The sequence below is a fragment of the Anatilimnocola aquadivae genome (assembly GCF_049819085.1).
Lineage (GTDB): Bacteria > Planctomycetota > Planctomycetia > Pirellulales > Pirellulaceae > Anatilimnocola.
This window is the reverse complement of sequence record NZ_CP187419.1, coordinates 2380275-2404270: the sequence shown is the minus strand read 5'-3', so window position 1 is coordinate 2404270 and position 23996 is coordinate 2380275. Positions and strand designations below refer to the sequence as shown.

General features: G+C 57.6%; 20 protein-coding genes. 12 read left to right on the top strand and 8 right to left on the bottom strand.

Annotation, left to right across the window (positions count from 1 at the left end):
• Nucleotides 1-15: 15 nt before the first annotated feature.
• Both NA78x_RS09675 and NA78x_RS09670 read right to left on the bottom strand, forming a co-directional pair.
• Nucleotides 16-960, bottom strand: a complete 945-nt coding sequence (locus tag NA78x_RS09675; protein ID WP_425618234.1) for a peptidylprolyl isomerase — start codon at nt 958-960, stop codon at nt 16-18.
• Nucleotides 957-2270: a hypothetical protein gene (locus tag NA78x_RS09670; RefSeq protein ID WP_425618233.1), complete on the bottom strand. Its 1314-nt coding sequence runs from the start codon at nt 2268-2270 to the stop codon at nt 957-959. The genes NA78x_RS09675 and NA78x_RS09670 overlap by 4 nt, the downstream gene beginning before the upstream one ends.
• A 164-nt stretch (nt 2271-2434) precedes the next feature.
• Between NA78x_RS09670 and hpnE the strand changes: the two genes are divergently transcribed.
• Together hpnE and NA78x_RS09660 are read left to right on the top strand one after the other, a co-directional pair.
• Entirely contained in the window at nt 2435-3892 is a 1458-nt protein-coding gene (hpnE, locus tag NA78x_RS09665) for a hydroxysqualene dehydroxylase HpnE (RefSeq protein ID WP_425618232.1), read from the top strand.
• An 81-nt stretch (nt 3893-3973) separates the two neighbouring features.
• Entirely contained in the window at nt 3974-5182 is a 1209-nt protein-coding gene (locus NA78x_RS09660) for a M20 family metallopeptidase (protein ID WP_425618231.1), read from the top strand.
• A gap of 70 nt (nt 5183-5252) precedes the next feature.
• Here NA78x_RS09660 and NA78x_RS09655 read toward each other — a convergent pair whose 3' ends face one another.
• Nucleotides 5253-6374, bottom strand: a complete 1122-nt coding sequence (locus tag NA78x_RS09655) for a hypothetical protein (protein WP_425618230.1) — start codon at nt 6372-6374, stop codon at nt 5253-5255.
• A 354-nt stretch (nt 6375-6728) separates the two neighbouring features.
• On the opposite strand from NA78x_RS09655, the gene NA78x_RS09650 reads away from it, so the two are divergent.
• Both NA78x_RS09650 and NA78x_RS09645 read left to right on the top strand, forming a co-directional pair.
• Nucleotides 6729-8225 carry an ATPase domain-containing protein gene (locus NA78x_RS09650; protein ID WP_425618229.1) on the top strand — a complete coding sequence of 499 codons (1497 nt, stop codon included), beginning with the start codon at nt 6729-6731 and terminating at the stop codon, nt 8223-8225.
• Nucleotides 8225-9841, top strand: a complete 1617-nt coding sequence (locus tag NA78x_RS09645) for an ATP-binding response regulator (protein ID WP_425618228.1) — start codon at nt 8225-8227, stop codon at nt 9839-9841. Before NA78x_RS09650 ends, NA78x_RS09645 begins: the two co-directional genes overlap by 1 nt.
• Nucleotides 9842-9850: 9 nt before the next feature.
• Here the strand turns inward: NA78x_RS09645 and NA78x_RS09640 are convergent, their stop codons facing one another.
• From NA78x_RS09640 to NA78x_RS09630, 3 genes are all read right to left on the bottom strand, one after another.
• Nucleotides 9851-10495, bottom strand: coding sequence for a DUF4276 family protein (locus NA78x_RS09640; RefSeq protein WP_425618227.1), 645 nt, complete (start codon nt 10493-10495; stop codon nt 9851-9853).
• A complete protein-coding gene (locus NA78x_RS09635) occupies nt 10492-11685 on the bottom strand; it encodes an AAA family ATPase (protein ID WP_425618226.1) in 1194 nt (397 codons plus the stop codon). The genes NA78x_RS09640 and NA78x_RS09635 overlap by 4 nt, the downstream gene beginning before the upstream one ends.
• Nucleotides 11686-11876: 191 nt before the next feature.
• Nucleotides 11877-13070, bottom strand: coding sequence for an amino acid aminotransferase (locus tag NA78x_RS09630; RefSeq protein WP_425618225.1), 1194 nt, complete (start codon nt 13068-13070; stop codon nt 11877-11879).
• Between the two features lie 180 nt (nt 13071-13250).
• Here NA78x_RS09630 and NA78x_RS09625 point away from each other — a divergent pair, with 180 nt between their 5' ends.
• The 3 genes from NA78x_RS09625 (at nt 13251) to NA78x_RS09615 (ending at nt 16255) form a co-directional block, all read left to right on the top strand.
• Nucleotides 13251-14462 (top strand): inositol-3-phosphate synthase, encoded by a 1212-nt coding sequence (locus NA78x_RS09625; protein WP_425618224.1) that lies wholly within the window; start codon nt 13251-13253, stop codon nt 14460-14462.
• 156 nt (nt 14463-14618) lie between these two features.
• Nucleotides 14619-15269 carry a hypothetical protein gene (locus NA78x_RS09620; protein ID WP_425618223.1) on the top strand — a complete coding sequence of 217 codons (651 nt, stop codon included), beginning with the start codon at nt 14619-14621 and terminating at the stop codon, nt 15267-15269.
• Nucleotides 15270-15295: 26 nt separating this feature from the next.
• Nucleotides 15296-16255, top strand: coding sequence for a DUF4261 domain-containing protein (locus NA78x_RS09615; RefSeq protein ID WP_425618222.1), 960 nt, complete (start codon nt 15296-15298; stop codon nt 16253-16255).
• Between the two features lie 6 nt (nt 16256-16261).
• Here NA78x_RS09615 and NA78x_RS09610 read toward each other — a convergent pair whose 3' ends face one another.
• Nucleotides 16262-17116 (bottom strand): hypothetical protein, encoded by an 855-nt coding sequence (locus NA78x_RS09610; protein WP_425618221.1) that lies wholly within the window; start codon nt 17114-17116, stop codon nt 16262-16264.
• Nucleotides 17117-17448: 332 nt separating this feature from the next.
• On the opposite strand from NA78x_RS09610, the gene NA78x_RS09605 reads away from it, so the two are divergent.
• The 3 genes from NA78x_RS09605 (at nt 17449) to NA78x_RS09595 (ending at nt 20086) form a co-directional block, all read left to right on the top strand.
• Nucleotides 17449-18537: a hypothetical protein gene (locus NA78x_RS09605; RefSeq protein WP_425618220.1), complete on the top strand. Its 1089-nt coding sequence runs from the start codon at nt 17449-17451 to the stop codon at nt 18535-18537.
• Nucleotides 18538-18633: 96 nt separating this feature from the next.
• Nucleotides 18634-19665 carry a hypothetical protein gene (locus tag NA78x_RS09600; RefSeq protein ID WP_425618219.1) on the top strand — a complete coding sequence of 344 codons (1032 nt, stop codon included), beginning with the start codon at nt 18634-18636 and terminating at the stop codon, nt 19663-19665.
• Between the two features lie 85 nt (nt 19666-19750).
• Complete coding sequence (locus NA78x_RS09595) at nt 19751-20086, top strand: tetratricopeptide repeat protein (protein ID WP_425618218.1); 336 nt, start codon at nt 19751-19753, stop codon at nt 20084-20086.
• 4 nt (nt 20087-20090) lie between these two features.
• Here the strand turns inward: NA78x_RS09595 and NA78x_RS09590 are convergent, their stop codons facing one another.
• Nucleotides 20091-21785: a permease gene (locus tag NA78x_RS09590; RefSeq protein WP_425618217.1), complete on the bottom strand. Its 1695-nt coding sequence runs from the start codon at nt 21783-21785 to the stop codon at nt 20091-20093.
• Between the two features lie 311 nt (nt 21786-22096).
• On the opposite strand from NA78x_RS09590, the gene NA78x_RS09585 reads away from it, so the two are divergent.
• Both NA78x_RS09585 and NA78x_RS09580 read left to right on the top strand, forming a co-directional pair.
• Entirely contained in the window at nt 22097-22795 is a 699-nt protein-coding gene (locus NA78x_RS09585) for an RNA polymerase sigma factor (protein ID WP_425618216.1), read from the top strand.
• Between the two features lie 46 nt (nt 22796-22841).
• On the top strand, nt 22842-23930 hold the full coding sequence (locus tag NA78x_RS09580) for a hypothetical protein (protein WP_425618215.1): 1089 nt from the start codon (nt 22842-22844) through the stop codon (nt 23928-23930).
• Nucleotides 23931-23996: the final 66 nt, after the last annotated feature.

Below are 23996 nucleotides of genomic sequence, written 5' to 3'. Positions count from 1 at the left end.
GAGTGTGTCAGTTAATCAGTGCGGCCAATGGTTGGTGTATTCCAGCTTGGCGGTCGCTCGTTCTTTGTCGGCAATCCAGCGGAACAGGTAGTGAATGACAGCGGGTCGCAACTCGTCGGCTGCATCTTGCCAGGTGCGAGTGCCAGATTTCACTTCCAGGCAAGTGATCAGGTGGACGCCAAACGTGGTCTCGACCGGCGGACTCAATTCCCCTGGCTGCAATTGGAACGCAGCGGCCGAAAAACTTTCGGGCATTGGTTCGTGGCGTTTGATCCAGCCAATATCACCGCCCGCTTTGGCTGTGGGGCTATTGGAATGCTGCTTGGCCGCCTCGGCAAAAGTCAGCTTTTTGTCGACAACCTGTTGGCGAATGTCGCTGGCCTGTTTGTTCAACTGCTCCCAATCGACCGGCTTGGCCTCTTTAGGAGCGGTGAGCAGCACGTGCGCGATGTGCAGTTCCGTCCCATCAAAGTCGCGACGATTCTTTTCGAAGAACTTCTGCAGATTGGCCGCGGTCAAGTAACGCTCGAGAAACCGATGCCACGAAAGTTCCCAGTGCTGTTGATCGCGAAACTCCGCGGCCGTCTGGCCCTGCATTTCCAAAAACTTTGGCAAGGTGATGGACTCAGCTTCCAGCTTTTTTAGCAGCCGGGCATGTGCCAGATCGACATCCTGCTCGCTGGCTGCCTGTTTCGACTCCGTAAGCCAATGGAGCACCAGCCGGCGATCGACGGCATGCGAGAGCACTTCCTTTTTCAAATTCTCTTTTTGCGCAGCAGTCAATTGTCGCTCTTTGACGACGAGCACCAAAGCACGATCAAGTTCTGCCTTGCTGATGGGCAGACCATTCACCGTGGCCGCGATGACCGGCGCTGGCGCCTCCTGAGCGCGCACTGCGGGAGTCATCAGAACGACAAGGAGCGCCGCGACCAGCAAGCCGCGAATGTTGAGACAACTCATGGGAGGTCAATACCCGTGAGTTCGAATTCCACCGGTACGCGAATGATCGCGGCGGGAGTCTTGTAGACGAATTTGAAGCCAGCGGGCGACTTGGCATCGCCCAGGTCGAACTTGTACGAGAGCCCCACTTCGTTCACGTCGAGCAGGTTCGCTTCCAATCCGGCTTGTTCGATACGGTTCCCCTTGGGGTCGAGCAGGTAGCACTCGTTGTTGTAGATCCAGCCTCGATGCGATTCGAGCGCATTCGCAGCCTTATCGAACTGCACTCGCATTTCCACATCGTAGATTTCGCCGTTCTTGCGGCACTCATCGACGGCGACCGTCACGCCCCCGCGTTCTTGTTCGGCTTGCTTGATCTTATCGAGATCGGCGAACTCAAACGCTTCGACGCGTCCTAGCACAGTCGCCATCAGCTTGCCTTTGATCGACGCAATCTGCTTCACGCTGCGCTCGGGTGCATTCAGCGGGAACTCCATTTCGACTCCCGCGTTGGTCCCTTCAACGGGAAATTCCAACTCTCCCTGGCTGCCATCGAGTTCCAGCTTGGCACCGTTTTCATCTTTGGCTTCTACTTCGGCCAGCGGCTGTTGCAGCACGATGGGGCGCACGCGCGGTTCCCAGGCTACATCGATCGTCAGCTTGAGCGAACGGCTGTCGGGGTTTTTCAGATTACGGACCGCCTCAATGCGGCTGGGCTCGAGGCGAAACAGCCCACCGTAAAAAGCGTGCCCGGTGCGAGTCAGTGCGTTGGCATCGCGATTGGTGTAAGCCAGGGCTGAAATCTCTTCGTCAAAGTCGTAGAGGGACAGTTCCGCAGCATCGAGAACGGTATCGAGTGCCTTCCAGAAGGGGACTTTATCGAGACTAACCTTGATCTTGGGATCTTTACCTTCTTGATTGAATCGCTCGCGGTAATCTACAAATTGATTGCCCGTCTGCTCGCTGATTTTCTTGAATGCTTCCGAAACCAGCATCTCGCCCTCGAGCGTCACGGTCGCGGGCCGAGTGGCCGCTTCAACAGCTATTTTCAACAGCGCACCGCGCACGCGGGCGAGTCGATTGCGAACCTCAGCTGGCGTTCGATTGTTCACTGCGGGCAAATGCTCGAGCACATCGGCCCCGAGAGCAACCAATTCCTTCTCGGCGGCGTCGCGCTGAGCCAGTTGATTGCTATCGAGTTGCTTCACGAGCGCTCGCGCCTTGGTGGTGAGTGCTTCACCCGTGACAGCGGCGGATGTTTCCGTTTTTTGAGGCGTCGCTTCGGCCTGACCGACAAGCAGCAGACCAACGACCAGCACAGCAGCATTCACGAGTGGATCTCCGAGAATAGTTCAGCCCCGCCCTTGGGTGGAGCGACTGGCAATCGCTTTCACCGCGCACCGGTATTGTAGCAGCAGCCCGTTATGGAATTGAAGCAGAACCTTCTGAAGTTGCAGCTCCATCCTCTAGCGACTTTCCGTTATCTTGCTTGGGCATGAGTGACGACCCCCGAAAAGATCGAACCAGCCAGACGCGCGTCGTGATTGTCGGCGGGGGACTCGCGGGTTTGGCTGCGGCAGTGGGGCTGGCGGGGCGTGGGTTGAAAGTGGAGTTACTCGAGGCAAAGCAATCGCTGGGGGGACGAGCCGGTTCGTATCGCGATCCAGAATCCGGCGAACTGGTCGATCACTGTCAGCATGTGGCGATGGGCTGCTGTACCAATTTTCTCGACCTATGCGCGCGCACAGGCTGTAGTAAGCTATTCGAGCGGCATCGCCGGCTGCACTTCTTTTCCGCCGATGGAGAACGGAGTGATTTTTCACCTTCGCGGTGGCTCCCTGCGCCGCTGCACTTGTTTCCGGCCCTCTTGAGACTTAAGTATCTCTCGTGGGGTGACAAACTCGGAATCATGCGGGCGATGCGGAGGCTGATGACTCTGCGTCCCTCGCCCGCAGACTTGGAGCCCAGCATCGGCTCCTGGCTGCAAACGATGCGGCAAACGCCCGCGGCCATTGAACGGTTCTGGAAGGTAGTGCTGGTGAGCGCACTCGGTGAAACACTCGAGTTCGCTTCGCTGCGAGCAGCGCAAAAGGTATTTGTCGATGGCTTTCTCGCTCACCCTGATGCGGCCGATGTGCTGATTCCGCGAGTCTCTTTGAAACAACTGTACGACGAACGAATCGCACGCTGGTTGAAAGAAAAAGGGGTTGCTATTCGCCTCGGCACTCCGGTGAGAGGACTACACCTGCAAGAATCGGGTGAGATAAAGATCGCAACCGCCAGCGAAGAGATCTCGGCCGATTTCGCGATCGCTGCTGTCCCTTGGCGTCGACTGCCAGAGTTGCTCGACGCCAAACTGGCCGCGATGGTCGCGCGCCTCAAGTCGCTGGAAACATTGGAAAGTGCTCCCATTTCCAGCATTCACCTTTGGACCGATCGCCGGCTAACCGATTTGCCACATGCGGTCATTGTCGACCGCCTCAGCCAGTGGGTGTTTGCCCACTCAACCGCCGCCGAAGAAGCCTCGCCGAAACGGCATTACTATCAAATTGTCATCAGTGCCTCGCGCGAACTGGCCGGTCGCTCGCGTGAATCAGTCACTGATGAAGTCTGGGGCGATTTGCAAGCGATCTTTCCTGTCGCCCGCGAGGCGACCTTATTGAACGCCCAACTCATCACTCAGCGAGAGGCCGTGTTCTCGGTCCGTCCCGGGTCAGATGCGCTGCGCCTTCCTCAGCGGACGAAATCACCCCATCTGGTGCTGGCCGGCGACTGGACCGCCACCGGTTGGCCAGCCACCATGGAAGGAGCCGTTCGCAGTGGCTATCTCGCCGCCGAAAGAGTGCTGGAGCAGTGGCCTAGCAATCATCAAAAAAGCTCGCGAATTCTGCAGCCCGATTTGCCGCGCGGGTGGCTTGCGCGCCTGCTGATGGGCACCGGGACCAAGGGTTGATCTTCTCGCCGTCCCACAATCGCATCGCGGCGCACTACAATGCCAAGGCGGTTTTTGAGGTGTCGCCACGAAGGAACTGTTATGCCGCTGGATGTCGTTGAAACGCTGGCCGACCTAGTCCGGATTCCGAGTGTGAATCCGATGGGACGCAATGTTACCGGTGAGATTTACTACGAACATCGGGTTACGGACTATCTCGAATCACTCTTTCGCCAATTGGCGCTGCCGTTCGAACGGCAGCCGGTTTCACCCTTGCGCGACAATATTATTGTGCGTGTCGAAGGCAGCACGCCGCCGGAAGACGGCGGCCCGGTCCTCATGTTCGAGGCCCATCAAGACACCGTTCCGATCGACGGTATGGAGATCGACCCGTTTGCCGCCGAAATCGAAGATGGCCGGCTGTTTGGCCGCGGAGCCTGCGACATCAAGGGTGGCATGGCCGCCATGCTGGCTGCCTTGGTTCGCGTCGCCGACGAGCGGCCTGCTTCACGGCCGACGGTCATTCTGGCCTGCACGGTCAACGAAGAACATGGCTTTACTGGCGCCACGCAGTGGGCCGATACCTACATGGGGCGCAACGGTTTTAAGTCGAAATTGTTGCAGAAATCGCCCGACGCCACGATCGTGGCCGAGCCTACGGAACTGAATGTTGTTGTTGCGCACAAAGGTGCTTGTCGCTGGCGGCTGCATACCGGCGGCGTGGCCGCTCACAGTTCGCAGCCCGAGCGGGGCGATAACGCCTTCTATCACATGGCCCGCGTCCTCACGGTGCTGCAGCAATACGCGCGCGATGTGGTGCCGCATCTCAAGCAGCATCCGCTCGTGGGCCATCCCACGCTGAGCGTGGGGTTAATCAACGGCGGCATCAGCGTGAACACCGTCCCCGATCGCTGCACGATCGAGATCGATCGTCGCGTGTTGCCCGGCGAAGATCCCGACGCTGCCTTTACGCACGCCGTCACACACTTGAACTCGTTCGTGACGACTGGCACGCCGATTGTTCACGACAAGCCGTTCATGCTCACGAAGGGACTGAATAACGATCACAATGGGGCTCTCGCCGAACGCTTGACCCAGGCGATTCAGCACCATGTGAGCACGGCCGGCGAGCAAATTGGCGTTCCCTTTGGCACCGATGCACCGCACTATGCCGCCACTGGCAGCCCCACCGTCGTGTTCGGTCCGGGCAGCATTGCCCAGGCTCACACCAAGGACGAATGGATCGACCTCAATCAGCTCAAGACCTCCAGTGAGATCCTCTACGATCTCATTCGGCACTGGGATAAGTGAGGGTAAAGGGCTCGCGGGTAGAGATTGCGGATTAGGTTTAAGAAAAACCGCTCCCGCAATTCCCTAGTTCCTAGTTCCTAGCCCCCGAGAGTGCGGCAAACAGATGCTGCACAAACGTCAAATTATCGAGCTGCAAATACTGCATCTGTCCGCCCATCCGTGAGTAGCTCTTGCAAAATCGCAGGTAATAGGCGGGATTCGATTTCGGAGGCTCCCCTTGGGTCCAATCCCAGCCTCCGCCATCCTGCAAATCGACGACGTAGATATTGAGGTCGCGAATCACGGGCAGCCCGGCCTGTAAGCGCAGGTTGTTCACACAGCTGATGCTCTTTTCAAAGACCTGCGGCCCCATGATGGCCGAGCCCACTGAGAGGACCACGCCTCCCTCGAGTTCGGCGACTGAGCCGCCAAAGAGCTTGAAATCGAGCTCTGCTCCGCGGCCAATTACGCTGCCGCTGAACATCGGATGGTTCGCGATGATGTCGTAACCAATACCCGGATGGACCGTCAAGGGCACGCCATGGCGATAGGCACTTCGCAGGATCGACGCTTCTTTCCATGCGTGCTTCACATCGATCCGGCCGCGGGGTAAATCGAATTTGCGCATCGCCTGCAGTAGATCGGCTCGCGCAGCGGTCAGCGGATGTGTAGGCTCGCGCGAGATGGCATCGTCAAGTTCATTCGCGGTGGGGATCGTCAGCCCGTCTTCGTGAATGAGTCGCCCCAGCGAACGGCCGTAGCCATCGCCTCGCAAGGCGCCCACCATCAGGGCCACGTGAATGTGCCAAGCAGTTTCGTGCCAGGTGCCAAACTTTCCCTCGGCGACGTTCATCTCGACGCTTTCGGTCGATGCGCCGAACCAGGCATATTCCCAGTCGTGAATTGTCCCGGCACCATTCGTCGCCAGATGCGTGAGGTAGCCGTCCCGCATCAATTCATCAAGGATGAGAGCAGCACCGTTGCGCAGCAGATGAGCGCCATAGATCAGCATCACCGAGCGGCCATTCTCGCGAGCCTGACGAATACGTTCGGCACACTGGGCAATGATGGCCGCTTGCTCCAGATCGCGCAGGGGCTTCGGCGGTACGGTAGGCGATACAAGCACCTCCTGCACGCGCGTCAAACTTTGACGTTCCGAGAGAGGATAGACCTGCAGCTGGCTCAAATCGAGCGGTTGGATCGGGCGTTTCATATCGCGACTAGCGTAGCGGTTGGCAGCCGTTGTGTCTTTGTCTCTGAACATCCGATCAGTCCCAACTTCCTGTCTTGCCTTGCTTCTAATCTGAATTGTCCAGAGGGTGACAATTCGAAGGCCAAGCGGGTCGCCCGGGGAGCAAGTTGCGCTCCAATTGCCAGCTGGCCGGCGACGTGGAGATCAATAAAATCAGCGGTAAAAAGCCTGTTTCAGCCATCATTGAGAGGTTGGCGCGCATTTTGCAATATGGCTCGGCAACTCCTGAATAAAGAATCTCGTCGCAATCTCATTGCGACATCGTGATTAATTTCCGGTATTGCTCGCTGGAGGAAGCGAGGTTGGGATATGGACGTGAAAATCAAAAAACCCGAAAACAAGCAATTCAACTTGGCCAAGACGGGAGTCACTGGGCTCGACGATATTCTCGCCGGGGGGCTCACGCCGAATCGACTTTATCTGATCGATGGCGATCCTGGTTCCGGTAAGACAACCATCGCGCTCAGCTTTCTGATGGAAGGCGCTGCACTCGGCGAGACGACCCTTTACGTTACGCTGGCCGAGACTGCCGAAGAACTGCAGTCGGTTGCCGATAACCATGGCTGGAATATCGAAGGGATTGAGTTGCTCGAAATCATCCCTGGCAGCGACGCGCTGTCATCAGACGAGCAGATCACGATGTTTCACCCCTCCGAAGTGGAGTTGGGTGAAGCCACCAAGAACATCCTTGCTGCCGTGGAGCGCCTCAAGCCTTCGCGTGTCGTTATCGACTCGTTGTCGGAACTGCGGCTCCTATCACAGCATTCGCTTCGCTATCGGCGGCAGATTCTCGCACTCAAGCGTTTTTTCATGGGCCGCGAATGTACGGTGCTGTTGCTCGACGATCGCACGGCCGATGCTACTGATCGACAGCCGTATTCGATCGCCCATGGTGTGGTATCGCTCGAACAGTTTGCTCCCGATTATGGACCCGAGCGACGTCGGTTACTTGTCTCGAAGTATCGCGGCTCGCACTTTCGTGGTGGATATCACGATTTTGTGATTCGACATGGTGGCGTCCAAGTGTTCCCGCGTCTCGTGGCGGGCGAATACCCCATGCGGACGCAGCGCGATACCGTACCCAGTGGCATTTTGGAACTCGATTCGTTGCTGGGTGGCGGTCTGGCACTTGGCACCAGCACTCTCGTTACAGGCCCGGCCGGCGCAGGCAAATCCAGCGTGGCCATGCAATACGTGCTGGCAGCATGCGAGCGCGGAGACAGGGCGGCTGTGATTTTGTTTGACGAAAGCATTGCCACGACTAGCGATCGCATGGCCGGTATGGGACGGCCAATCGAAGCCATGCGAGAGAAAGGGCTCCTTTCGATTCAGCAAGTCGATCCTGCCGAGCTTTCGCCGGGTCAATTGGTTCACTCGATCCGCGAGAAGGTCGAGCGTGACGGCGCGAAGCTCGTTGTGCTCGATAGCCTGAATGGCTACTTGCACGCGATGCCAGGAGAGGGATTTCTTACGGTGCAATTGCACGAATTGACGACGTACCTCGGCCAACGCGGCGTCACGACGATCATGGTTACGACGCAGGCTGGTTTCATTGGCTCCAACATGCAATCTCCCGTCGATGCAACTTATCTGGCCGACTGCGTGGTACTGCTTCGCTATTTCGAAGACCAGGGGCGAGTGCGGAAAGCGATCTCGGTAGTGAAAAAACGGACCGGCCGCCATGAAGACACCATCCGTGAGTTAAGCATCAATTCGCACGGAATTCACGTCGGTCCGCCGCTCAGCGACTTTCGAGGAGTGCTAACCGGCATTCCCGAATGGCGTGGGCCACGAAAGGAACAGGCTGGCTGATGTCTGCGGCGTCGCACTCCAATTTGATCGCGTCGGCCGTGGAACAGCGCGTACTGATCCTCGCGCCGACCAAACGCGATGGCGAGATCTCCGCTGCGCTCCTGGGGCAGTCCGGTATTGGCACGGAAGTGTGTACCACGTTCGAATTCTTTGTTGATCAGTTGCGATTGGGTGCTGCCGCGCTGGTGCTCACCGAAGATTCTCTCTTTCGCCGCGACAGTGGGCCGCTACACACCGCCCTCAAGCAGCAGCCTGCCTGGTCGGAATTGCCTGTAATCGCCCTAGTGCGAAATTCCCACGATGGTGCCATTGATCGCCAATTGAAGTTGCTGGGCCATGTTACGATCCTCGAACGTCCGGTGTTGCTGCGAACCTTTGTCTCAGCGGTGCAAACAGCAATTTGGGCGCGCTTGCGGCAGTATCAAATTCGAGACCTGCTCGGCAAGGAGCGAGAAGCCCGCGAAGAGGCCGAACGAACCAGTCGGCTGAAGGACGAATTCATCGCTACCCTCTCGCACGAGCTGCGCACACCACTGAGCGCCATTCTTGGCTGGTCCCAACTTCTAGGCCGCGACTTGCTGGATGCCAACGAGACTCGCGAAGCTGCGATCAGCATTGAGCGAAACGCGCGGGCACAGACGCAGTTGATCGAAGATCTGCTCGATATGAGTCGGATCATCTCCGGCAAGATGCGTCTCGATGTACAAACACTCGAGCCCGCGAATTTCATCGAAGCAGCCATCGAAACGGTCCGACCTGCTGCAGAGGCCAAAGGAATCGGCCTGAAATCGGAGATTAATTTGCACGCGGGAACCGTCTTGGGCGACCCGAATCGTTTACAGCAGGTCATCTGGAATCTCCTCTCGAACGCGATCAAGTTCACGCCCGAAGGTGGCCAGGTGAAGGTCATCCTGCTGCGTACGAACTCGCATTTAGAGATTTCTGTTTGTGACTCGGGCCAAGGTATCTCGCCCGAATTCCTCCCCTATGTGTTCGATCGTTTTCGTCAGGCCGATGGTTCGACCACGCGACGCTTCGGCGGTTTGGGACTCGGTTTAGCGATTGTGAAACAGCTTGTCGAACTGCATGGCGGTCGGGTCGAAGCGAGAAGCGAGGGTGACGGCTGCGGCAGTGACTTCGTGATTTCGCTCCCCGTCACAACCGCCAAGATGCAAACAGGCAAGCGCGATCATCCGCTCACGAAGTCTGCGTCCGCGTTAGTTGGTTCGGAACTTAGCTTTCAGTCGCTCGCGGGCTTGAAGATTTTGGCCGTCGACGACGAACAAGATGCGCTGGCGATCATCAAACGTGTGTTGGTGATGTGCGGTGCTCAGGTCGAAACCTGCGGCGGTGCTAAAGACGCGCTCCTCGCGATTGATCGCTTCGAGCCTGATATCATCGTCAGCGATATTGGCATGCCCGATGTCGACGGCTACGAACTGATGCAGCGAGTTCGCGAGCGGGGCTTCAAAAACCCAGCTATCGCGCTCACCGCCTTTGCTCGCTCGCAAGATCGCACGCGCTCGATGCTCGCCGGCTTTGTTGCCCACGTAGCCAAGCCGGTCGAACCCACCGAACTCGTCGCCACCATCGCTGCGGTTGTGGGACGAGTCTAATTTCAAGCATCAGGCCGACGCGATCTTCGCATCAAGCCAGTCTGTCAATACTTTGAAATGCGGGCAGCGGACTTTAACCTTGTCCGGTGCAATCAAACGGAGCAGCTTTGGCCCGTGTTGCGTCTTGTGGTACTGTTGCTTTTGGGTATCGCGTGTTGCAGCGACGAGTTTATCGCACAACTCGAGCTTAGGCTCTGATTCCAGGTTTGCTCGGGCAGGCAACTTCTTCGCACGAAAGTCTTTGCCGTAGAACGCGGCCAACGCATCGGGATCTGCGACAATCCAGGCCTCCATGCACTGTACCATTAGATGAATTTGTTCCGCCGGAATGGAACTCAAGTTCCAGCCATCACGGCGAGTGAGATGGGCTTTGCTTTGAGCCGAGTTCGTATCATCCGCGGTAACTTCTGGTGTGGCCTCTTCGGAATCGACTAACAGCACGCACAGTTTGCCTTGCGGCGCGACCTTCACTGCATTGAGAAACTGATCGCAGGTTGCATCTCGACCACCACAGCAACTAAGTTTCCACCCGAGACGTTTGGCCCGAGCGTTGTTCTTTTGTTCCGACAGTAGTTGGTCAAAACCAGTACGCAAGTCAGCCTTCAGTGCGGTCGAATCTCCACCACCTTCGACAAAGATTGCAATCTCTTTCATGGGTTGCCACCCAGCGCACCCATCCGCCAGACTTCACCAAGGCGGTACTTCTCTAGCCAGTGCTGTACCTGCCCAGACTCTACACGCCTCATCGCCGTACCGCCCTGATTCTCGCAAACAAGCACTGAGTCAGAATGCTCGGAGAGTGCGGAAACGAGTGCGTCAGAGTGTGTGGTGACGATCAACTGCATTCGCTCTTTTGCTTCCACCATCACTTCAGCAAGGAGGGCAATGGCATCGGGATGCAATCCCATTTCTGGTTCCTCAATACATACAAGAGAAGGAGGAGTGGGCGAAAGCAAGATCGCTAACATCGCGAGATAGCGAAGCGTGCCATCGGAGAGGCGAGTGGCAGGAATGGGGGAGCGAAGACCATCTTCATGAAAAAAGATTTGAATCGTGCCACCGAGCACCCTCGTGCTGACCCTTTGAAATCTAGGGAGAAATTGAGACAGTCGTCGGTTTAATTCCGCGATGTTTCCCTCGTGTTCTAAGCTATTGAGAACTAGCCCAAGATTGCTGCAATCAGGAAGCAATGAATCGCTTGGTAGGTCAACTGGTTGCGGCTTTCGCACGGCTGTATTTCGCCCAAAGCTCCATTCGCGAAAAAATTGTGTTCCGAGGTATTTTTTCGCAATGGATGTTAACTCTGGGTACTGTTGAGGATCCTTCCTTTGCGAGAGTATTGATTCACTTGCAACAAGTGTCTTTCGATCAACTGGTCGTAATGTTCGGTGGATCATCTCAAGCTTTGCATTCTTGTCGACAACCACATCCCGACCGGCAAGTTCTGCTTCACCATCTTTGTTGCGATAGAACACTTTTGGGATGTCATGGCCATTGTCTTCGATGACTTCTTCTACGATCTCGACCCGCGCACCGTGATCCAAGAATCGAACTCGGTGAATTGGCTTGTCGGATGACCGATGCCAATTGAATGATGCCTCGATACTGCAGACTGGGCTATCGCTCGATCCTTTCCAGAGCAATTCGCTCACACCGCCTCCCTCGCGAATGCCGGCAGAGAAAGAAGTCGGCATCCAAGCGAGCAGTCCTATCGCTTCGATCAAGTTCGACTTTCCCGAACCATTTGGCCCAATGAGCACGTTAAGCGGAGTGAGTTCGATGGGCTCGGAATCGGGAGCGAACGAAAGAAGGCCTTGCAGATGAAGAGAGCGTAAAAAGGCCATGCGGATGCACCTTGCGGAAGGGCAGCCAGCGCGATGCACGAATGAGCAAAGTGCGCAGCAAATACCCGATTGATGTTCGTGTCTTTAGTTTACCACGTGGATGCGGGTTCGCCGAAGAGTAGAAACTGCTTGAATCGCTGGTCAAAACCGGCGGCGATTCAGGCAGTTTCTGGCGAGCAAACAATATGTTCTTACAGCACCGCTGCGATGGCTTGGCACAGTGCGGGCATGTTCTGCTGGGTCATGCCGGCGACGTTGATGCGACCGCCATTGCCCACGACGTAGACGGCGTGCTTGGTGCGCAGTTCGTCGACTTGCAGGTTGGTCAGCCCCGAATAAGAGAACATTCCCTTTTGGTTAATGAGGAACGAGAAGTCTTTTTCGGGCTTCAGTTTTTTCATCTCGGCGACGAACAGATGCCGCATCTTGTGAATCCGCTCGCGCATCGACGCGAGTTCGTCTTCCCATTGCTTGCGCAGGCTTGCATCGTTCAGCACCGCAGCCACCAGAGCACCACCGTGCGTCGGCGGATTCGAGTAATTGGTGCGAATACTGATGCGAATCTGGCTCAGGGCTCGTTCAGCCGCTTCGGCACTGTTGGCAACCAGGGTGAGGGCACCCACGCGTTCGCCGTACAAGCCAAAGTTCTTCGAAAATGAGCTGCTGACCAGCACTTCGACGCCGGTGTTAGCAATTTCGCGCAAGCCGACAGCGTCTTCTTCCAGACCGTCGCCAAAGCCTTGATAGGCAAAATCAACAAGAGCCAGCAGACCTCGTTGCTTGATGACAGCGGCAATCTTCTTCCACTGTTCCGGCGTGGGATCGATGCCCGTGGGATTGTGGCAACAGGCATGCAGCAGCACCACATCGCTAGCGGGAATCTTTTCCAGCGAGGCGATCATCCCTTCGAAGTCGAGCCCTTTACCGGAAGCGTCAATGTAGGTGTAGACATCGGTCTGCAATCCGGCCGCCGTAAAGATCGCGACGTGATTGGCCCAGGTGGGCTTGCTAACCCAGACCTTGGCCATGGGAAAGTGCTTACGTAGAAAATCGCCTGCGACCCGCAGCGAGCCGGTACCACCAGGAGTTTGAGCGGTAATGGCCCGCTTGCCGGCGACAATTTCGTGCGACTTGCCAAAGAGCATGTCTTGCACTTGGCTGCCATAATCGGCGAGCCCTTCGATGGCGAGATAGCCCTTGCTCTTCTCGGCTTCCAGCAGCCGCCGCTCAGCTTCCTTGACCGAAGCAAGCACGGGCGTGTTCCCCTGCTCGTCCTTATAGACACCCACGCTCAGGTTGATCTTGTTCGGATTGGGATCTTTCTTGAAGGCTTCGCCAAGACCAAGAATCGAATCGGGAGGGGCAAGCGGGAGGGCATCAAACATGGCAGCGACCGTAAGGCTGAATGGGGACCAGAAACGGGAAACAAAGGGGGCAACTCGCCCAGTAGTATGCCCGGTATGCTAGACATCTCGGGCAAAGGCAATTATCCTAGCCCGCTGTTCTGACAGTCGGTAGACCCCGCCTCTCTCCCCCGCTCGTATCTCTTTTCGATTGACGGTTGCATGGCCCGGCGAAAAATCGGTATTTGGATCATCGGCGCCAAGGGAGGTGTCGCTTCGACAGTCACGGTGGGCCTGGTAGCACTCAAAAAGGGGCTCGCGCCGAACCATGGAATGGTGACGCAACTGCCGCAGTTCGCCGGACTCGATCTCGCCGGTTTCGGGGATTTCACCATCGGCGGTCACGAGATTCGCGAAGTTTCGCTCTACGACGAAGTGCTGCAGCTGGTCCGCGTCAGCAAGGCCCTCGATGCCGAGCTGGTCGCCAAGTGCAAACCAGAGCTTGACAAGATCGACAAGAACATCAAGCCCGGTACGCTCTGGAACGTCGGTAACAAGATCGAGCAACTGGCCACCGACGACCTGCGCAAACTCAAAACGAAAGAAACTCCCCGCACAGCGATCGACCGCATCCAGGCCGATCTGAAGGAGTTTCAAGCGAAGAACAAGCTCGACCAGGTCGTGGTCGTTAATCTTTCCTCCACCGAGCCACCCGTCGACGAAGCCACCGTGCCCGCTAAGTGGAAAGATCTGGCCAAGACGCTCGATAAGAAGACTTGCCCGCTCGCCGCGAGCTCGCTGTATGCGATTGCCGCGTTGGAACTGGGCATGCCGTTTGTTAACTTCACCCCTTCGCTCGGTTCCGCTCCCGCTGCCATTCAAGAGCTGGCGATCGAGCGCGATACCTGCCACATGGGTCACGACGGTAAGACCGGCGAAACGCTGATGAAGAGCGTCCTGGCACCGATGTTCGCCGCCCGCAACTTGCCGGTAATGAGTTGGGTCGGCCACAACATCTTTGGCAATCTCGATGGCAAGGTCCTCGACGATCCGGAAAATAAGAAGACCAAGGTCCGCAGCAAAGATCGACTCTTGCATCAGATTCTCGGCTATTCGCCGCAAACATTGGTGAGCATCGAATACATCGAAAGCCTTGGCGACTGGAAGACTGCCTGGGATCACATCCACTTCCAAGGCTTTCTCGGCCTGCCGATGGTGCTGACGTTCCAGTGGCAAGGAGCCGATTCGCTATTGGCTGCTCCGCTGGTAATCGACCTCGTCCGACTCACCGAACGAGCTCACCGCAACGGCGATCGTGGCTTGCTGACGTTCCTGGCCAGCTTTTTCAAGAGCCCGATCGGCGTGGCCAATCACAACTTCGTCGAGCAGTTCCAAATGCTGCAAGCCTGGGCCGAAAATATCGAAGCGAAGTAGTGACCTTAGTAGTCATCTCGCCTTTATGGTAGTCATCTCACTCCATGAGATGATCGCTCCCGGTGTACGATTGACCGCCCAGAGCACCGGGGATAGTTTGTAGCGACCGACTTCTTTTCTCGGCTCGTTTTGTTTCCTGCGACGGATGCTGCCCCTTTGGATCCCCTTCATTTTTGCATCGCCGTGGGTCCGCTGAGCGTGTATTTGCTGCTGCTGGGGCTCATTAATCTGCGTCGCCGCCCGTTCATCACGACCGGTGGTCGCGACTCCATGGCCCTCGGCATTGCCATTGTGGGGTTCGTCATCGTTGGGCCGATGGAACTCTTTCTGCCCGAAGCGGCTGCTGCCAATTTGCACATTTGGGCCTGGGCAATGCTCGTCACGCTCTACCTGCTATCTCTCGTGCTGCTGGTGCTGCTGATGCGGCCGCGGCTGGTCATCTACAACATTACGGGCGAGCAGCTTCGCCCGGTGCTGAGCGATGTCGTTACCGATCTCGACCCCGAAGCTCGCTGGGCCGGTGATGCCCTGTCGCTGCCAGAACTGGGTGTGCAGTTGCATCTGGAACCCACTTCGATGTTCAAGAACGTGCAACTGATCGCCGCCGGCCCCCAGCAGAACCTCGCAGGCTGGCGACGCTTGGAAATGGAGCTCGACCGCGCCTTTCGCAAGTTGGATGGCGCGCCCAACCCCTACGGCGCGAGCCTGATGATGTTTGGCTTCGCGCTGGCCGGTTACGCCACCTACGGGCTTTATCAAGATCCCGAAGCTGTGGTCCGTACGCTGCAAACCATGCTTCGCTGGTAGCACCTCGCCCGCAGAAAGAGCCGCTCATGCCGAAAGGGATCTTCGTTCAGTCAGCATGCGTCCTGCTACGAGAGACCGTAGCAGTCGAAGAGGTCGAGCGAGCGCTCTATGCCTTCGAGATCATCCGCCGCACCGATCGAGGACCCACCTGGGTCGTCGGCGGTCCGGGGCTGCTGGTGAAGTATCGGCCGCAAGTCAATGGTCTGGTCCTCATCGACATGGTCGAGCGCCCTTGGCCCGACTTGATGGGGCATCCGCAAACCGATCCGATGCTCATTCAGGGCTGGTCGATGGGACAGTTCGGGCCGTGTGTCTTTCCCGCGGCGCTCGAGCGAGCCAGTCAGCAAAGCTGGGTGTGGCAAGCGGGCAAAGAAGTCGCCGCGCAGCATCAGGCGTTTCTCCGTATTCGGTGTTCGTATGCGTTGGGTGCCGAGAAAGACGCTCCGCTAATCGCCGCCGATGCCGACTCTGTCGACGAACTCGAGCATCTCACGGGTATCGCCCAGGCGTTGCTCTCCCTGCCACAGGCCATCTGCCTGTTCAATCCCAATGGTGAAGTCCTCCGCGATTTGAAGGGTGTCGAAGAGAGTATTCAATTCGCCGACCAGCACGAAGTGCTGCCGCTCGATCTGTGGTCGAACATTCGGTTGTTCAATGTGAATCAAGACTGGCTCATGATGGATACCGTCGGCAATCCGCAACTCGATTTGCCCGATGTCGAAGCCATCTTTACGCGCAAGTACGAGCCCGGCCAGATCGATGGCTTTCTGCGCGATACGACCTTCTACCTTCACAACAATGGCCGCAACGTCATCAAAAATGGCCACACGATGGATGGCCCTGGCGGCGTGGACTGGCAAGCGCATCACTACGAACACGGCATTTCCGATCCGCCACGCAGTGTACTTACCTGGCTACCCAACGACGGGACGCCGCCGCCGGAAGAGTTGAAAGATCGTAAGCAGATCGAGCCTACCGAAACTTAGCAGAAGCTACTTCTTCAGCAGCGAACCACGGTCATATTCCGTCAGGCCCAATTGCTGATAGATGGCGAGCAGCGAAGCATCGCTGGCGAGGCACTGAGCTTCAAACTGCGAGACATGCTCGTCTTTGAGCATCCGCAAGGTTTCGGAAAGCAGAAACAGCGTGAGACCCTGCTCGCGAGCAGCAGTTGTATCATCGATCCTTGCGATGCCAATGGTACGCACTCCCCACGCTTGAGAGAGCGGCAAGATCTCCCACAGTGTGATCGAGATCACGGGCTCGCCTGCTTCTTTGGCGCATAGTTGATAGCGAGTCCAAACGGCTTGCGACCAAACGCAGTTGTCCCACCAATTGTCGGGCATCACTTCGCCAGCTAACGATGCTTGGAACTTTCGCTTTACCTGCAGCAGCGGACCACTCACCGGCGGCTTAAACTCTCCCAGCTTGCGATGAAGCAGGACGCGATTCTCGCCTTCGACATAACCGCCAGCGGAAAAAAGATCACGCGCGGCCAGATCGCTGGCGAGCACGCCCGGCACATCCGAGCTGCCATAAAGGCCCACATAAAATGGATTGAACGGATACGCACAACCCGCGTGCAGCGTCGTGGCACCGCGTTTACGCAGGTAGTCTTCGCCGGCCGAGAGCAACTCCAGAGCGGTTGTCGCCCGCTGTGTATGAGGCATCGTCAGCAATTGGCAGATCGTGCCGGCACTCGTATCGAGCGACCGCTTGTCGGGGGCCGCGCCAAAACCCGCATGCACGAAGCCGATTGGGCGGGCACCATCGCAGGCCACGATCAAGCCCTGGCGGTCGAAATAGGGCTTAGCAAGGACGATGTTCTCCCAGAACGTAGGAGTCATCGGCTGCATGCGACCCCTCAACGGAGGCTGCGCCCGCCAGATTTCCGCTAGCGCGGGGGGATCCCAATTCTGAAATGCTCGATAGCGAATCAAGGCCAAGCACTGCCGTTGCCGGGTATCTTCGAAAACTGCTGACAGTTTACCGGCCAGCCGCACTAGGCGGAAGCCAACGAAAACCAGCCGTTGTTTCGCGAAATACCCCTCGACGGTCACCCCTTTCCCAAATCAAACTAGGTAGCAGTCGAACCTGCTCGCATCGCAGCCAGAGCGTCGCGCCCGTTCACTGCCGGTTCGCCTCCCCCATTCCTCCACGCTCTCGCTGGAACTTTGTCATGCTTGCTCGCGTCCTTGCTTTGCTCGCCGTCCTCTCGTTTTCTTGTCCCGCGGTTGTCGTCGCCCAAGACGAAGAGACACCCCAGCAACTGGCCCTCAAAGAAGTCCGTGCGGCGATGGCCGCCCGCGATCTGGCTGCCATCAAGACCAAGGTAGAAGCCGCTGCCAAGCTCAAAGGTGAGCCTGCCTACGATACCGAACTTCATCGCGTCGGGCAGTTGGGCGAATACGTGACCCAGTTCTGGAAAGCCGTCGATCGCGCGGGCAAGACCATGCAGGCGACGACCATTCGCGAGATCACCATTAACGACAAGATCTGCGCCTTTGTTGAGTACGAAAATCAGAGCCTCACGATTCGAGTCGAAGGTCAAAACCGCACCTACACGTTGCAGAACATGCCCCCCGCAGTTGCACTAGCTGTCGCCAAAATGGAACTCGATCCCAAGGCGGCCGGCAACAAAGTTTACTTCGGCGCGTTTCTAGCGATGGATGGCAAGGGAGATCGCAAGATCGCCAAGCAATACTGGGATGAGGCAACTGCGGGCAATGTCGACATCAAGCACTTGCTGCCGGAACTGGCTGTTGAGCAAGCAGCGCCGGCGGTCATCATTCCTGTCCTCACTCCGCTGGTGAAGAATCAACTCACGCCGAAGAATTGGTCGCTGCGCACGAAGGGCCCGAAGAACTGGCAAAAGAAGCCTCTCGGCGATGCTGGCACGCAGAACGAAGAAGGTCGGCTTATCGTCAAAGCTCCCAGTGATGCCGGCGATGTGCAACTTGTCTTTGGTCGCCAACTGTCGCCGAATTTTGTCTGCCGCGTCTATCTGGAAGGCGTGAAGAAGGGCCAAACGATTGGGCTCGTCTCCGTCGATGGGGATGACGATGCCCTCACGACCACGCTCCCCAACGGGACTGTCGTCGTGGAACTGGGGCGCGCGGTGGGTCAGGTCAAGGCGAAGGTCCATGGCAAAGAAGTCGACCTCGAAGCGGCGGCCAAGGGAACGCCTCGCATGCCTGCCCTCTTTGGCATTACCATTCCAGCCGGTAGTGAGTTGACGGTCTCTTCGTTCGAGCTTGGCGTCCCCTAATGGGCCCCGGCAGAAATTGCTCCAGTGGGCAATTATGCTGGAGTCTTTCTCGCTGCAACGTCGTTCCCTCTTGCCGATTATCGCAGGCCCGCCGTCATGCCTATTCCCCGCCTTTCGTTCCTTCTGGTCGTGGCCTGTTGCACTGCAGCAGTGGCCCAAGATGCTTCGCCAACTCCGGCTGAAGCATTCAAGCCGGGTGAGACCTACTTCGGTCACGACCAGCACATCGAGTATCTGGCCGGTGATCTGCCGTTCATCCTGTCGGCGCCGCATGGTGGCCGTGAGAAGCCGACAGCGATCCCCGATCGTCAAGAAGGAACCTTTGCCTTCGATGTGGGGACGCAAGAACTGGCGCGGGCCATCGCCGCTGAGTTTCAAGCGAAGACGGGGCATTCGCCGCACATCGTTATCTGCCGCATCAGTCGGCGCAAGATCGACTGCAATCGCGAGATCGTCGAAGCTTGTGCGGGTGATCCTGCGGCGGAAAGAATTTGGCACGACTATCACCGGTTTTTGACGGCCGCGCGCGATCAAGTAGTGCGTGACTTTGGTCGGGGGCTCTACATCGACCTGCATGGACACGGTCATAAGGTGGCGCAACTCGAGATGGGCTATCTCCATTCCGCGCCCGAATACGATGTGACCGACGAGCAACTCAACTCGCCGCAGAATGTCGCGGCTAGCAGTCTGAAAGCCATCGCCGCGCTCAATCGTCGTCCTTACGCAGATCTGGTCCGCGGAGACTTCGCGCTCGGCACGCTACTCATGGATCGCGGCTTTCCTGCTGCCCCGAGCAAGCAACGCCCGAGACCTACGACGCCGTTTTTTCGCGGCGGCTACAACACGGGCCGCTATGGCCGCGATGCTGCTCCGCTCGCCGGACTGCAAATCGAGACCAACAGCCGCGGTGTGCGCGACAACGATACATCGCGGGCAGCGTTCGCCCAGGCTTTGTACGAATCGCTGCAGATTTTCTTTGAAGCCCAGATCGGCATTCCGCTCGCACCAAAGCCACCAGCGGCGCAAGCGACTCCTGCCGTTGCGGCGAATGTTGCTTCTGCCTGTTGCCAGCCGCAGCCCACCTGCTACCGTAGATTTCGCTGCCGAGTTCTGCGTCGCTGTCGATAGCTCGTCCCCTCTTCCGAATTAGGAGGCGAGTGTAAACTAATCGCTTGGTCGTGATGGGTCGAAGTATTTTGAGCGGAGTGGCGTCATGTCGAATGTTGATGAAATTTTCAAACTGTCCGAGACCCTCCGTCGCGAAGGCAAGCTGACCGAAGCCACCGAAAAACTGACGGAACTTCTGGCACTCGACCCTAACCACGTGCTGGCTCGTATGACCATCGCCCGCTTGCTTTGCAAGGCAGGCAAGCCTCTCGAAGCCATTCCCCACAGCGAAATGGCCTGCCAGATCGAGCCGAACGAAAGCTTCAACTGGGCCGCGCTCAGCCAGACCTATCAGCAGTCGTTCGAAGTGACGCAGGACCGCATCTACATCCTCAAGGCCGAAGAGGCCAAGACCAAGTCGCACACCCTGCAGTGGCAGTAGTCGCCTACGGGTGTGCTTCGTGTGGATCAGTTGGGATGGGGACGTTGTGATACCACAGGTGGCCTCCCCAAGCTGCGAGCAGCAAGGCTACGAGCGCGTAGCCCGTGGCATAGTGGAGCATGAATTTCAGCTCGCTTCCTTGCAGATGCGAGGGCCAGAACATGCGGCCGTCGGCCAGCGGCGAATGCATCACGCCGAACAGCGTTAACCCCGCTGCGATCGCAAAGAACGCGCTGCTGCGGAACAACTGCCGATCGATCGCCGCAGCCAGGGCGGATGCCCAGATGACGCTGGTCACAATGAAGCCGTTGGAGAGGATGCGGAGCGTGTTGATTTGAAACAGCAGTTCGTGATTGCGCGGGTCATGCAGCGCTTCGTTCACGGCAGGGAAGCCCACGGCACCAATCATCATGCCGATGACTTTGCCGGCGAACATCGACGCTAAGAGGGCGAGCGCAGGAATGCAGGCAATAGCCACCGCCGGGTAATGGCGCTTGGGCGTTGCGAGAAAACTCTGCGAAGAGATTTCCAGGCCAATGAAAACCAGGATGGGAAAGACCGTGGGTCGCGGAATCCACAAATACAAAAAGGCGAAGTAGCCAAAGACCCCCGCAGTGCCAATGAAGATCGCCGTGGCCAGTGTATACGCAGCACGTCCGCCCATCGCCTTGTAAGCGGGATGGCCGATGTAGGGCGTGGTTTGAATCACGCCACCACACAAGGCAGCTACGAGCGTCGCTCCCGATTCGACGGCAATCACGGTCGCAGTATCGTAGTCGTCGCCCGCTGCTGCGGCACTCTCGGTGCAATCGATTCCGCCGACAATCGTGGCCAACGCGAACGGAATCACAATCGGCAGATAGGGCAACGTCAACTTCATGGCGCCGAGCCATTCGAATTGGAAAACGGTCAGCCATTCCGTGGGAAACAGCGCCGCGCGAGCGTCGGTAGCCGTCAGCACTTCGTGCGATTCGGTAAGAAACACCGCGGGCAAGTAGCCCGAACCAGACAGCCACTGGACTACGTAGTGAAGGGTGCCCGCGACGAGCAGGGCCCCGAGGGCCCCTGGGATCTTGAACGGCAAAGGAACACGGGCGATGAGCGTGAGCAGCACAATCGCGAGCGCGACGAGACCGACGATGGGTGCCGTGAGGGCGTCCAGGAGCGGCAGAAAACTGATCAAAACCAGGGCGATGGCCGCGAGCGACCCGAGCAAGCCGGCTCGTGGAATCAACCGCCGGATTTGATTGGAAACCAGCGCGCAGAGGAACTTGAAGATTCCACTGATGAACAGAGCACAGATGCCAATATGCCAGGTCTGCAGCGCGGCTTCGTGCTCGCTGAGGCCCGCAGCCTTGGCTGCCTGAAAGGCTGGTCCCAAAACAAAGAAGACAATTCCGAAGACGCTAGGAGTATCGAGCCCCAGCGGCATAGCCGTTACAGTCGTGTTGCCCGTTCGTTTGGCCAGGCGGAATGCTAGCCAGAAAAAGAATAAATCCCCTACTAGCACGCCGATGGCCGTGCCGGGAACCATGTAACGCAGGGCAAAACTTGTAGGAAATTCAAAGACGAGATGCAGTGTCGAAACTGTCAAGAGCAGTTGGGCCACATTATCTAACATCAAGCCAAAGAACGCGTTAACGTCGCCCGAGGCAGCCCACAAATAGGGCGCGGCTGGCTTTTCAGACGGTCGTGGCATAGCGATTGCAATTAGTTTGTGCCGTGATAGTAAACCGCCCTGAGTGGCAGTTTAGCCAGGACTGGGTTTCAACGACAGAGTCGTTTGCCTCGTCCCCGGATAAACAGTTCACTTGCAGCAATCGCCGCATTCCCCCAGCAAACCGCGGAAAAGGATGTTCCCCGCCGCTTCGAGTTTGCTACAGTAATTAGGAATGCGTCGCAATTGATGAGTCCGCCCGACGAATGCCTTTTAGATGGCGTTTTTCGGCCAGACAGGGTGTATGCGGCGGAAACGAACGAACTCTCTTCTCTCTTGGTTCGTAGACAACAATGAAAGCCACCCTCAACACATCTGCTGAATACGTTGCCGAGTCGCCAGTGGCGTCCCTGTCGGACGAACAACTGTTGCTCGGCTATCGCAACGCAAATGAGTCGGAACACGCTCGCCGGGAATGGTTCGCCGAACTGGTGCACCGTTACGAACGCGAGTTGTTCAACTACTTGCGTCGCTATTTGGGAGATGCCGAGCAGGCCGACGATGCCTTTCAGGCCACCTTCCTGCAAGTGCATTTGAAGCGAGACCAGTTCGAAGCAGGGCGGTCCATTCGTCCTTGGCTGTACACCCTGGCCACGCACCAGGCCATCGACCTGCAGCGCCGTAACAAGCGGCACCGCATGCTGAGCCTCGACCGGCAGTCCGCTGCCGATGGAGACAGCGCCGATGGCAAACTGCTGGATCTGCTCGCCTCCAACGAGCCGAACCCAGCGGTGCAATTTGGTGCCGAGCAGCGCCGCCAATGGCTGAACGAAACCATCGCCGCCATGCCGGCCGGTTTTCGCGAGGCCTTGGAGTTGGTGTACTTTCAGGACCTGAAGTATCGCGAAGCGGCCGACGTGCTGGGAGTGCCTGTGGGCACTGTCAAGAGCCGAGTCCACTCCGCCGTGCTGAAGTTAACCGAAGCCTGGAATGAACGCTTTCCCGGCGAAACACTCGCTGGCAACCGTGCCGACGAATCCGTCGTTGACTAAAACCGTCGCCGACTAACACACCTAGCCGTTTTTCGTAAGAGCCGCCATGATCCGCCTTACTCACGAGCAATTGCTCGGATACCTGCTGGGAGCACTCGAATGCAAGGAATGCGAAGAAGTCGAACAGGCTTTAGCTCAAAGCCCCGAGCTGACCGCTGAATTCGAGAAGATCCGCCGTTCACTCAACACGATGGGTCTGCTCGAACAACCCGAGTACGAAGACCCGCCGCTGTGCCTGGCCTCGCGCACCTGCGAGTACGTCGAACAACAGGCCGAATCGTATGGCGCAGATACGCTCCTGTTGAAAGCCGTTTCCGCCAAAACCCTCGCAGCGACTGCAGCCGTCGAAACCAATTCCGAATCACCCACCCCGCGTACCAAAGTCAAACTGTCGCCCGTTTCTCGCAGCGAAGCTGGCTTCACTTCTTTTCGCCGCCTGGACCTGATGGTGGCTGCGGCTATCGTGCTGGTTGCCTCGGCCCTGAGCTTTCCCGCTTTGTACACGAGTCGCTTTCAGGCGAATGTGGCCATGTGCCAGAACCAGCTTCGCCAGCTGGGCATCGCGTTGCACGAGTACAGTGGTCTGCAGCCCGATGGTTCTTTCCCTTATGTGGCTCCGAGTGGCCCCCGCAGCGTCGCGGGCATCTATGCACCCACACTGGTAAGCAGCAATCTGATCGCCGACAACGAGTCGCTCTTTTGCCCGGGCCAGGGGACACCGCCTGCCGAAAAGCGAATCATTCCCACCTTGGCTCAAGTGGATGCTGCGCCCGAAGTAATCCTGGCTGGCCTGCAGAAGAAGATGGGTGGCGACTATGGCTACAACATGGGTTACTCGCAAAACGACGAAGTGTTGCCGCCACGCAACAGCCGTCGCCCCAATTACGCGCTGATGGGCGATGCTCCTCACGATCTGCAACCAGGCCGAGGCAGCAAGAATCATGCTGGGCGTGGCCAGAACATGCTGTACGAAGATGGCCGTGTAAACTTCATCAAACTAGCCAACCAACAAGATTCCGCTATCGACGATCCGTTTCACAATCGCCTGGGACAAGTAGCCGCCGGGACCGACATCAACGATGCAGTCCTCGGTGCCAGCCAAGATCATCCACTGCCGCTGGTTTGGCGACCGTAGGGCCGGGTCTCGGCTGAATGGCATCCTGCACAGCTCCGCAGTAGACTACGTCGCATCGATCCACGA